Here is a 10,699-nt window from a genome sequence, read left to right on the forward strand (position 1 = left end):
GAGACGGACAACTTTGGCTTCAAGGCGGTGGAGAATCGCATGCACATCCACGACCTGCACGCGACGCTGTTGCATCTGCTGGGCGTGGACCACGAGAAGCTGACCTTCCGCCACGCCGGCCGCGACTACCGCCTGACCGATGTGCACGGCAACGTGGCGCGGGAAGTATTGGCCTGAACGTCGGGCATCCTGCCACGCCAGTTGCCTCTTGTCTTGCCCGAGTGTCGTGATACGGTCCGGCATGAAATCCGGCCGTTTTTACCTGCTCGCGTTTCCCATCTGCATTGCCCTCCCGCTCGGGGGATGCCAGAAGCCGGAGGACAAGGCGGCTCAGGAATCCGTCCGCCTGCTCAAGGAAATCAAGGCGGCCGTGGGCACGACACATCGCAAGGGGGAGGCATTCCTTGTGCTCAAGTCGGACGCTGTCGCCTACATGGCGGACATGGAGATCATGTGCTTCAAGCCCGACCTCAAAGAGCACTTCGCCCAGTGGCAGCAGGATTGGAACAGCGCTTACCAGGCGATGCTCAAGGAAAACGTCGCCAAGGATCCTGAGCTGCAGACCAAGCTCAACGGGGTCGACGAGAGCATCGCCAAGGAGTTCGCGAAGACGAACAGCCTCAGGCAAACGGCGACGAACCTCGTGGCCAACCTGGCCAGCAGGCTGGAATCAGAGATCGCCGCCCTCGTGGCAGCGCAGGCCAAGACCGCCACCGCCCTCAAGGAATACCAGCAGATCACCGCTCCTTTCGACGAGCGTTTGAAAACGCTGAAGGGCAAGCGGGAAGAAGCCCTCGCCGCCCAACAGAAACTGACCACTGAGACTGTGGAACAAATCAATAAGCACATCCTCGAAGCCCAATTGAAAGTGCCCACCCTCAAGGTCAAGTCGGGGGAGGAGCTGTTCGCCACAAGCAGCCGGTTTGAAAAAACTCGCCCCTCGCGCAAGCAATTCTTGGTGAAAAAAGTCCACTCCGTAGGTGACTACTCTGATTGGTATTTTTTTGAGAATATCCCCCAGGAGCTTGAAGGCACGCTGACCGAGGCGGTGGTCCGGGACGCTCATCGGCAGTGGGAGACGCTCGTCGCCGCCGCCGGGGAGCATACCCGAGCGAGTGTGGCCGAATTCAGAGCGAAAGACGAAGGGTTGATCCCTTGGCAGAATCGCCACGGCATCGACCGGAAGCAGGGAGCTGCGCTCGTCTCAACCCATGAGCAGCAAACAGCGAAAATGAATGAGATTCGAGAGCGGATCACCCTTTTCAAAACCGGGGGCACCGAGGGTGCCGCCCTGGTGGAGAAGGCGGTGAAGGAGGGGCGCGAGCGGGTGGAACGCGCGGTGGCCAAGCTGCGTGAAGAGCGCGAACAAATCATCGAGAATGCCACCGAAGCAATCGCCAACGGGCTCCGGCGGCAGCACCGCAACAAGTTTTATGCGATGCTGGGCAAACAGGCGACCACCAGCGTGCGCACCGGCAGCAAGGGAGACTTCACCGTGCCCGCCGACGTCGCCTACGTCTTTGCCGAGCGGCAGCGGGACAACGGGGAACACAGAGTTTGGTTCCGCCGCGTGGAGTCCAAGTCACCGGATATTCGTTTGAGCAACTCGAATTCAACGGACGCTGCGGATGAAAAGTTTTGGATGTTCGCCCTGAAACTCGACTGATCACCGCGCGGCTGCGGAGCACGAGGGCGTGGCCGACCCCGACCCGAAAATCTCCTGCACTTGCTGGGTATTGACCACGAGTGGCCGACGTTCCACCACGCCGGTCGTGACTTCCGCCTGCCTGATGTGCACGAGAACCATGCGCCAAAACGGTGCTTGCCATGCCCGGGGTGCATGGCTAGGCTCGCGCTCCTTTTGGGAACGGCAGTGCGCCTTGCGGCTGGGTGGCCGGCGGCGATGACGCCGATGACATTATGCCAGTGCGAATTCGACTCAAGCGCGTCGGGACGAAGAACCAGCCTGCCTACCGGGTGGTCGTTGCCGATGATCGCAGCCCCCGCGACGGCCGGTTCATCGAGCAAATCGGCACCTACCAGCCTTTGATGAAGGGAAACAACTTCACGCTCAAGCTCGATCGCGTCGACTATTGGGTGGGCGTCGGCGCGCAACCGAGCGACACGGTGGCGAGTTTCATCCGCAAGGCGCGTCGCGCGCGAGCGGATTCACCGGCTTCACCTTCGGCTCCGGCGGCGGCCTGAGAGGATTCGGCCCATGCAGGCCTACTTGGAGTTTGTGGTCAAGGGACTGGTCGACCGGCCCGATGCGGTGCGAGTCGCCCCGGTCGAGCGCGGTGGTCAGACGATTTACGAGTTGCGAGTGCACCCGACGGACATGGGCAAGCTCATCGGCCGACAGGGTGCGACGATTCAGGCGATCCGGGCGTTGATGGCCGTGGGCGCATCGAAGCAGGGCAAGCGGTGCCACCTCGAGATCATCGAGGAGCGCCAGTAGATTCTGGCGGGCGGCCGGCCAAGGCGTGACCCGGCGCCTCGCGAGGTGCGGCATGAAGATCGACGTGCTCACCCTTTTCCCCGGCATGTTTGCCGGGCCGCTCGATGAAAGCATCATCAAGCGCGCGCGGACGGAGGGCAGGCTCGAACTGGCCGTCCACAACCTGCGCGATTACGCGCACGACCGGCACCGGACCGTGGACGACAAGCCGTTCGGTGGCGGGCCGGGCATGTTGCTCAAGCCGGAGCCGATCTTTGAAGCCGTTGAACATTTGTCCGGCCCGGACACGCGGGTCATCCTGTTGTGTCCGACCGGCCGGGTGTTCAACCAGGCGGTCGCGATGGAACTCGCGGCGCAGAAGCACCTGCTGCTCGTATGCGGCAGTTACGAGGGCTTCGACCAGCGCATTCACGACGCGCTTGCCGATGACGAGCTTTCGATCGGCGACTACGTCCTCACGAACGGGGCGTTGCCCGCGATGGTGATCGTGGACGCCGTGACGCGGCTCCTGCCCGGCGTGCTGGGCGACGACGCGAGCGCGCAGAGCGAGTCGTTCAGCCCGGGGAAGCCCGGACTCGAACATCCGCACTACACGCGGCCGGCGGAATTCCGGGGCATGACCGTGCCCGAAGTGCTCCTGAGCGGGCACCACGCAGAGATCGAAAAATGGCGCGCCGAGCAGTCACGCGCGCGAACGCAGGCCAGCAGACCCGATTTGAGTGGAAGCGAACAGAACAGCATGAACCGCGAACAACCGAGTTGAACCGACACGCCGAGGCGATCCCGCTCCGTGGCCGCGCCGGCGACCGACCCCGACTCCAATCACATCATGAACAACGCACTCCAAGACCGCATCGAAGCCCCTTACATCCGCAAGGACCACCCCGATTTCGGCCCGGGCGACACCGTCCGCGTCCACACCAAGGTCGTCGAAGGTGATAAGGAGCGCGTCCAGATTTTCGCCGGCATCGTCCTCGGCATCCGCGGCCACGGCATCAATCGCACCTTCATCGTCCGCCGCATCAGCTACGGCGAAGGCGTCGAGCGCGTCTTCCCGCTCCACTCGCCGCGCATCGACAAGATCGAGATCGAGCGCAAGGGCAAAGTCCGCCGCGCCAAGCTCACCTACCTTCGCAAGCGCGTCGGCAAGGGCGCGGTCGCGGTGAAGGAAGGCGGCCCGGTTCCTGCGACTGCGGCTCCCGCGAAGTCCGAGCCCGCGGCGGGCGCAGCGACCGAAGCCGCGCCGGCCACGGCTTGAGCGCGGGCTTCGAGCCTGCCGGTTGATCGCCGACTCCATCGTCGGAGTTTCATCCCGCCCGATCCCATCCATGATCAAGACCGCGCTGCTTTTCGCCGGCCAGGGAGCGCAAGCCGTCGGAATGGGGCGCGAATTCGCCGCGCAATTCCCGGCCGCGCGCACGCTGTTCGACCAGGCCAACGCCGCCCTCGGCTACGATCTCGCCGCAGTCTGCTTCGACGGACCTGACGCCGAACTCACCAAGACCGGGCACGCGCAACCCGGGATTTTTCTCACCAGTTGGGTCGCGTTTGAGTTGCTGCGCGAGCGGGTTCCCGGACTTGAGTTTGGCGCCACGGCGGGACTTTCGCTCGGCGAATTCACGGCGCTTGCAGCGGCCGGAGTGATGCGGTTCGAGGAGGGTCTCCGCGTCGTTCGACAGCGCGGACAGTTCATGCAACAGGCGTGCGAAGCCACGCGCGGAGGCATGGCGGCCATCATCGGGCTCGACGAAGCGCCCACCCGCGAGGTGTGCGCCGGGGCCGGCGTGGAGCTTGCGAACCTGAACTGTCCCGGACAACTCGTGATCTCCGGGGACGTTGCCGGCATCGCGAAGGCGTGTGAACTCGCGAAGGCCCGCGGTGCCCGTCGTGCGCTGCCCTTGCCCGTCGCCGGCGCCTACCATTCGCGACTCATGGCAGTCGCACAGCCGAAGCTCGCCGCCGCGCTCGGCGACATCTCACTCGCCACTCCGCGCGTCCCCGTCATCTCCAATGTCACCGCGCGACCGCACTCGACGACGGGCGAAATCCAGCGCCTCCTTGTCGAGCAAGTCACCGCGAGCGTCCGTTGGGAGGAGTCCATGCGCTTCCTGCTGGCGCAGGGATTCACGCGCTTCATCGAACTGGGTCCCGGCACGACGCTCGCCGGATTCATGAAGCGCATCGACAAGTCGGCGCAAGTCTTGAACGTCGAGAACGCCGCAAGCCTCGACGCCACGGCCAAGGCGATCTTGGCGTGAGTGTCCGCACGCCCCGAAGTGGCACGCCTCGACCCGGGCGGAGCCGCGATGAGTTGACAACCCGCTGCCATCCGCGCTCAACTCCACCCCGCCATGGCCCAGTTGGCATCCCAAATCGCAGTCGTCACCGGCGCCGGACGCGGCATCGGGCGCGCCATCGCGCTCAAGTTCGCCTCGCAGGGTGCCGATGTCGTCTGCGTCTCGCGCACACCGGAGAACTCCGCGAAGGTCGCCGCGGAAGTCCGCGCGCTCAACCGGCGCGCCTGGGCGCATGCGGTGGATGTCTCGGATTCCGCCGCCGTCGCAGCCGCGGCCGAGGCGATTCTCAAGGACTGCGGCCGTGTGGACATTCTCGTGAACAACGCTGGCGTCACGCGCGACGGGCTGCTCATGCGCATGAGCGACGCGGATTGGGACACCGTGCTCGACACGAATCTGAAGGGCGCGTTCCTGTTCACGAAGGCTTTCACGCGCGCATTCCTCAAGCAGCGGTCAGGCCGCATCCTCAACGTCGCGTCGGTCATCGGGCTCATCGGCAACGCGGGCCAGTGCAATTACGCCGCAAGCAAGGCGGCGCTCATCGGCTTCACCAAGTCCGCCGCGAAGGAACTCGCCTCGCGCGGCATCACCGTCAACGCGCTCGCGCCCGGCTTTATCGAGACCGACATGACCGCGGTCATCAAGGACGACATGAAGTCGGAACTGCTCCGGCAGATTCCGCTCGGCGCGCTCGGGCAGCCGGAGGACATCGCAAACGCCGCGTTGTTCCTCGCGTCGCCGGCCGCGCGTTACATCACCGGACAGGTGCTCACCGTGGATGGCGGGATGGTGATGTGAGCGGCTTGCCCCGAGATTGCAGAGACAATTTTCGCCGCCGACTTGGCAGTTGACGGCGTTTCAAAAAAGGTGTTTTTCGGGGCTTGACGCTTCCAAGAGCAACGCATAGACAACCACCCAAAATTATGGCCGCAGAAAAAACCATCGAGCAGCGCGTCAAAGCGATCATCGTCGAGAACCTCAGCGTGAAGGAGGACCAGGTTACATCCGACGCGAAATTCATTGAGGACCTCGGCGCCGACTCGCTCGACACGGTCGAGTTGGTCATGGCGCTCGAGGAGGAGTTTGGCATCGAGGTGCCGGACGAGGACGCCGAGAAGCTCCAAAGCGTGGGCGACGTCATCAAATACATCGAGGACAAGCAGGCCAAGTAGGCCGCGCGCACTTTCACGGGGCAGCCCGGCTGTGGCCAGCACGAGCTGCCCCGCTTTCTTTATGGCGAACTCCTCCGAACGCAGGGTCGTGGTCACGGGCATGGGCGTGGTCTCTTCGCTGGGTCACGACGTCGGGACGTTCTGGAAGAACATCCTCGCCGGGCAATGCGGCATTGACCGCATCACGCTCTTCGACATTTCAGCCTACGACTGCCAGATCGCGGCCGAGGTGCGCGACTTCGACCCCGCGCCCGCATTCCCGACGCCGAAGGAAGTCCGCCGCACCGACCGCTTCACTCAGTTCGGCATCTACGCCGGCTGGCAGGCGCTCAAGGACTCCGGCATCAACCTCGACCAGTGCAACCGCGACGAAATCGGCTGCTTCATCGGCTCCGGGATCGGCGGACTCTCCACCACCGAGGAGCAGCACAAGATTCTGCTGAACAAGGGCCCCGGCCGCGTCTCGCCGTTCATGATCCCCATGCTCATCCTGAACATGGCGTCGGGGATGTTCTCGATGTATCAGAAGCTCCGCGGCCCGAACGTGGCGACGTGCTCCGCATGCGCCACGAGCACGCACGCCATCGGCGAAGCGTGGCGCACGATCAAGATGGGCGACGCCCAGGCGATCTTCGCCGGCGGCGCCGAGGCGGCCATCGTGCCGCTGGGCATGAGCGGCTTTGCGGCGATGCGCGCGCTCAGCACGCGCAACGCCGAACCCAAGCGCGCCTCCCGCCCGTTCGACGCCCAGCGCGACGGCTTCGTGATGGGCGAAGGTGGCGGTGTGGTTCTGCTCGAGGAGTTGGAACACGCGAAGAAACGCGGCGCGAGAATCTACTGCGAAATCGTCGGCTACGGAAACACCGCCGACGCCAACCACATCACCGCGCCCGCGCCCGAGGGCGAAGGCGCCGCGCGCTGCATGAAGATGGCCCTCCGAAGCGCCGGGTTGAACCCGGCCGACATTTCCTACATCAACGCCCACGGCACCTCCACGCCGCAGGGAGACGTCTGCGAGACACAGGCGGTGAAGTCCGTTTTTGGCGACCACGCGCGCAAGCTCGCGGTGAGTTCCACCAAGGGCGCGACCGGCCACATGCTCGGCGCGGCGGGCGTCGTCGAAATGATCCTCTGCGCGAAAGCCATCGAGACCGGGATCGTCCCGCCAACCATCAACTACGAGCATCCCGACCCGCAGTGCGACCTCGACTACGTGCCGAACACGCCGCGCGAGATGCAGGTCAACGCGATCTTGAACAACTCCTTCGGCTTCGGCGGCCACAACGCGACCGTGTGCGCGAAAAAGTTCGTGGGGTAGCATCCGCCGCAGGCGCGTCGTTTCCGGCGTCGCGCTGCAAACCGTGGAACGCCCCGCCGCCGAACTGGGCCTCGCCGACCGCCTCCATTCTCTGGGCGGTGGACCGCTATGAGGAACGGTATTTCAATCTGCCCAAGGACTTGAACGACCTCGTGGCCAAAGGACTGCTGAAACCCCCGCCACCGCCGCCTGCCGGCTGAGCTTGGCCTTCCGCCGGCCCGAAACCAGCGGCGGTCTCACGAGAACTTCAACCCCTCTTTCACAAACACCGCGTCGGCATACACCAGCCTGCCCAGCGGCGGCAGGCGGCGCTCGTCGGCGAATTCCAGAAAGCGGAAGCCGTGCCCGGCTAGGAAATTCGCCAGCGTGCGGAAATCCGCCTGGCCCGCGTAAAGGTTTTCGAACAACACCTCGCTCATCACCACGTCCGTCGCCCGCAAAGTGTTAGTCGCGCCGCGCAGCACGTGCAGTTCAAAGCCCTGCACGTCGAGCTTGAGGAATGCCGGGCCGTGAAGGGCGAGGCGCACCGCCATGTTGTCCAGCGTGTCGAGCGGGACGGAAATTTTTCGGGCGTTCACCGTTTTCGGCCAGAGCTCCTTGTGGCGTTCCTCCATCGGTAGCAGGCTGCTGGACGGCGCGTAGTCGTTCTGAAACATCTCCACCGTTCCCGTCGAATCGCCGAGCGCGAGCGGATGCACCTGAACTTGTGAATGCGCTGTGGCAATCTGTTGCAACGACGACTGGCAGACCGTCAACGGTTCAAAGGCGTGAATCGTCGCCGTGGGAAAACACCGCGCCACCCAGCGGGCGAACTCGCCGGTGTTGGCCCCGACATCCAGCACGGTGCGGATGTCCGACAGTTTTTTTACGCGATCAAAAAAACGATAGAGCTCCAGCGGCACGCGCTGCCGCCGCGCCTCGGCAAAGCCGGGCACGTCGAGGCGGTTCGCCAGTTTGCGAAGTTCTCCAGCAAGACTCATACAGCGGCAGTATACGGGCTGGCCAGGGAAAAGTAACGCACCCATTGCCGCGCGGTCTGTTGCGACGAGTGCCCGCGCGTCACGGCGGCGTGCCCGGCGGTGGCGAGTGTCTGGAGTTTTTCCGGTGAATCCCACAGTTCCGCCAACAAACGCGCCCACGAATGGGCGCTGTTCGCGACCGCCCCGCCGAACTCGCCCAGAAACTCCGCCGCGTCCGGCACCCGTGCATCGCCGATGGCAGGCACGCCGAGCGAATAGAGGCAGCGCACACGCGAACCCGGCTTGAGCCAGCTGTTCCGCAAACTCGCCCGGGCGGGCACAAAACCCAGCCGCGCCTGCGCCGCGCTCGCAAACAACTGCGCCTTCGACCACGGAAAATAGCTCACGATGAGTTTTCCCCAACGCTCTTCCACCGGCTGGCCCTGACCGCTGATGACGTGCAATCGGATGGCGCGGGTCTCCGCCAGCCGTTCCAGCACCGGGCGCAGATTGTGCAACGGGCCAAGGCTGTAAGCCCCCCCATGCCACAGCAGAACGTCGCCGCGCAGCGCGGGTGGCATGGCAAGGTTCTTCGCGCCAAACTGCAGATATTCCGGCGGCTCGGATTCGCCGATGAAGGCGACGCGCTCATGCCCACGCACCAGCAGCGCCGCCAGTGTGCGCGAAGCCGTGGCGACGACGGCATCGAATTCGTGAAGCTGGCTCCAGAAATATTCCGGCTGATCGCAGATGAGGAAAACCTTGCACGGTTGGCCGACGATTTGCGCTGCACTAGGCACGGCCTTGAAACACACGAGCCAATCCACCGCTTCACGCGGTAGTTCGGCGCCGACTTCGATGCGCCAGTCGAGTCCAGCGACGCGCACTTCTTCGCGTAGCGCAGGCATCATGTCGTAGAGGATGACGTTGGCGCCCGGCGTTCGCTGCGGGGCCCAGAAGTGGATGCGGAGCGGTCCCGGAGCGCGGCCTTCAAGCCTTGGCAGTGCGGATGGCAAGGTGGACCTTGAAGCGGCCGGAAGGCCGCGCTCCGGCGGCGGGACGGCCCCGGCATCATTGTGCCGGATGGCCTCTTTGGATATTTCCGAGAACCGCCTACTTCCCCAGCCCAGCCGCGTCGTATACAGCGTGGCGTAGAATCGCGTCTTGCGGAGCAAGGCGTCCATGCATCAATCCTTGTGCAGCAGGCCGATGCCGATTTTACGGCGCTCGGTGCCGGCCTCGATAAATTCCTCGTGGAGGAACCCAGGCTTCAGCTCGGACCAGAACTTGTGCACCTCGATGTCTGGCTGCCGCTCGCGATGGTAAATATCATGGAACCCGATCAGCCCGCCGCGCCGGACGAACTGCGAGTAGAATTCAAAGTCCTGCTTCACGCCCGCATACGAGTGGTCGCCGTCAATGAACAGGAAGTCCAATTCCGCGCCCCCGAGCGCACGGCGGAACTCGTCGCGAATTTTCGCGTCGTGTGAGCTGCCGCGGATGCAGTCGAGCCGTTGGCCCGGCTGGCGGAAGGACTGGAAAAACGGCAGGCTCTTCTCGCTGTAGCCGCCGCCGAACTGCCCGCCCGGCAAATCCACGCTGATGATTTGCGCGTCCGGCGCGGCCAGTTGGCACCAGATGAAAAGCGTGCCGCCTTTGAAGGTGCCGATTTCACAAACGCGTCGCAGCGGCTGGCGTCGCAGCGCGTTCACAAGGCCGAGCAGCTCAGTCATGTTCTGCTTCAGTTCCAATGAGCGGTAAAAGCCCTTTCCTTGGAAGAGAAACGGTATGGCCATTATCATCTCGACGGTGGGTAGCTCGCGCTTTAGCCGCTGCAGCTCGGTCTGCGCCTCGGCGAGGTGCGTGCGCCACAGCGCGCGTTTGGAGACACTGTTCTGCATTCGCGCCAGTGCGCGGAACGGAGAAAAGTATTTTTGCACGGGCAATGGTTGGAACACTAAACTCGGCTCAGGTTGTCTTGCCGTTTTTAATTTCTACTGAGACTTTCCTAAGAAGTTTAAAGCTATGCCGCAACCTTGCCAACGGTTATCTCTGTGCGGTGGTTCCGCGCGGTAAGTTCCCGCACTGCTCACCGATGAAACTCGCGCTCATTCGCCGGCAGTTCTCCGCCACGGGTGGCGCAGAGCTTTATTTGCAACGGCTGCTACAGGCACTGGTCGCAGGCGGACACGAACCGCATCTGTTCGCGGAGTCGTGGAGCGGGTTGCTTGAGGGCGTGGGGTTGCATGCAGTTTCGGCTAGCGCAGACCGATCCATGCGCGCAAACCGGTTCGCTGACGCAGTTGCATCGGAACTCAAGAAACATTCCTTCGACGTGATCTTTAGCTTGGAGCGCACGCACCACCAGGACGTTTACAGTTAATCAATTCTTCGCCGTCGCTAACTCCTCCTCAAAATCCACAATCTCTTTGATCTGCACCAGAAACCAGCGGTCGATCTTCGTGAGGTGGAAGATCTCTTCGATGGTGAAGCCG

At 63.7% G+C, this 10,699-nt stretch carries 13 protein-coding genes; 10 read left to right on the forward strand and 3 right to left on the reverse strand.

What is annotated here, in order from left to right; genetic code table 11:
- From FJ386_13830 to fabF, 10 genes are all read left to right on the forward strand, one after another.
- On the forward strand, positions 1–177 hold a 177-nt coding region (locus FJ386_13830), incomplete at its 5' end, for a DUF1501 domain-containing protein (GenBank protein MBM3877772.1).
- A 64-nt stretch (positions 178–241) separates the two neighbouring features.
- A complete protein-coding gene (locus FJ386_13835; protein MBM3877773.1) occupies positions 242–1,666 on the forward strand; it encodes a hypothetical protein in 1,425 nt (474 codons plus the stop codon).
- A 254-nt stretch (positions 1,667–1,920) separates the two neighbouring features.
- The gene (rpsP, locus tag FJ386_13840) at positions 1,921–2,205 is read left to right on the forward strand and encodes a 30S ribosomal protein S16 (protein ID MBM3877774.1); all 285 of its coding nucleotides are present in this window, start codon (positions 1,921–1,923) and stop codon (positions 2,203–2,205) included.
- Between the two features lie 13 nt (positions 2,206–2,218).
- Positions 2,219–2,458: a KH domain-containing protein gene (locus FJ386_13845; GenBank protein MBM3877775.1), complete on the forward strand. Its 240-nt coding sequence runs from the start codon at positions 2,219–2,221 to the stop codon at positions 2,456–2,458.
- Between the two features lie 52 nt (positions 2,459–2,510).
- Positions 2,511–3,221, forward strand: coding sequence for a tRNA (guanosine(37)-N1)-methyltransferase TrmD (trmD, locus tag FJ386_13850; GenBank protein MBM3877776.1), 711 nt, complete (start codon positions 2,511–2,513; stop codon positions 3,219–3,221).
- 66 nt (positions 3,222–3,287) lie between these two features.
- The gene (locus FJ386_13855) at positions 3,288–3,716 is read left to right on the forward strand and encodes a 50S ribosomal protein L19 (protein ID MBM3877777.1); all 429 of its coding nucleotides are present in this window, start codon (positions 3,288–3,290) and stop codon (positions 3,714–3,716) included.
- A gap of 70 nt (positions 3,717–3,786) precedes the next feature.
- Positions 3,787–4,716, forward strand: a complete 930-nt coding sequence (fabD, locus tag FJ386_13860; GenBank protein MBM3877778.1) for an ACP S-malonyltransferase — start codon at positions 3,787–3,789, stop codon at positions 4,714–4,716.
- Positions 4,717–4,809: 93 nt separating this feature from the next.
- Complete coding sequence (fabG, locus tag FJ386_13865; protein MBM3877779.1) at positions 4,810–5,553, forward strand: 3-oxoacyl-[acyl-carrier-protein] reductase; 744 nt, start codon at positions 4,810–4,812, stop codon at positions 5,551–5,553.
- A 125-nt stretch (positions 5,554–5,678) separates the two neighbouring features.
- The gene (gene acpP / locus FJ386_13870) at positions 5,679–5,927 is read left to right on the forward strand and encodes an acyl carrier protein (protein ID MBM3877780.1); all 249 of its coding nucleotides are present in this window, start codon (positions 5,679–5,681) and stop codon (positions 5,925–5,927) included.
- Between the two features lie 61 nt (positions 5,928–5,988).
- Complete coding sequence (gene fabF, locus FJ386_13875; protein ID MBM3877781.1) at positions 5,989–7,245, forward strand: beta-ketoacyl-ACP synthase II; 1,257 nt, start codon at positions 5,989–5,991, stop codon at positions 7,243–7,245.
- 236 nt (positions 7,246–7,481) lie between these two features.
- On the opposite strand, the gene FJ386_13880 is transcribed toward fabF, so the two are convergent.
- The 3 genes from FJ386_13880 to FJ386_13890 all read right to left on the reverse strand — a co-directional run.
- On the reverse strand, positions 7,482–8,360 hold the full coding sequence (locus tag FJ386_13880; protein ID MBM3877782.1) for an FkbM family methyltransferase: 879 nt from the start codon (positions 8,358–8,360) through the stop codon (positions 7,482–7,484).
- A 1,031-nt stretch (positions 8,361–9,391) separates the two neighbouring features.
- Positions 9,392–10,105 (reverse strand): class I SAM-dependent methyltransferase, encoded by a 714-nt coding sequence (locus FJ386_13885; protein ID MBM3877783.1) that lies wholly within the window; start codon positions 10,103–10,105, stop codon positions 9,392–9,394.
- A 482-nt stretch (positions 10,106–10,587) separates the two neighbouring features.
- The coding region (locus FJ386_13890) for a hypothetical protein (GenBank protein ID MBM3877784.1) at positions 10,588–10,699 on the reverse strand (112 nt) is incomplete at its 5' end.

Source organism: Verrucomicrobiota bacterium (assembly GCA_016871675.1).
GTDB lineage: Bacteria > Verrucomicrobiota > Verrucomicrobiia > Limisphaerales > VHCN01 > VHCN01.

Excerpts from the sequence above, each read along its gene's own strand:
- FJ386_13835 (MBM3877773.1), top strand. The coding sequence starts at position 242 with ATGAAATCCGGCCGTTTTTACCTGCTCGCGTTTCCCATCTGCATTGCC.
- rpsP (MBM3877774.1), top strand. The coding sequence starts at position 1,921 with ATGCCAGTGCGAATTCGACTCAAGCGCGTCGGGACGAAGAACCAGCCT.
- FJ386_13845 (MBM3877775.1), top strand. The coding sequence starts at position 2,219 with ATGCAGGCCTACTTGGAGTTTGTGGTCAAGGGACTGGTCGACCGGCCC.
- trmD (MBM3877776.1), top strand. The coding sequence starts at position 2,511 with ATGAAGATCGACGTGCTCACCCTTTTCCCCGGCATGTTTGCCGGGCCG.
- FJ386_13855 (MBM3877777.1), top strand. The coding sequence starts at position 3,288 with ATGAACAACGCACTCCAAGACCGCATCGAAGCCCCTTACATCCGCAAG.
- fabD (MBM3877778.1), top strand. The coding sequence starts at position 3,787 with ATGATCAAGACCGCGCTGCTTTTCGCCGGCCAGGGAGCGCAAGCCGTC.
- fabG (MBM3877779.1), top strand. The coding sequence starts at position 4,810 with ATGGCCCAGTTGGCATCCCAAATCGCAGTCGTCACCGGCGCCGGACGC.
- acpP (MBM3877780.1), top strand. The coding sequence starts at position 5,679 with ATGGCCGCAGAAAAAACCATCGAGCAGCGCGTCAAAGCGATCATCGTC.
- fabF (MBM3877781.1), top strand. The coding sequence starts at position 5,989 with ATGGCGAACTCCTCCGAACGCAGGGTCGTGGTCACGGGCATGGGCGTG.
- FJ386_13885 (MBM3877783.1), bottom strand. The coding sequence starts at position 10,105 with ATGCAGAACAGTGTCTCCAAACGCGCGCTGTGGCGCACGCACCTCGCC.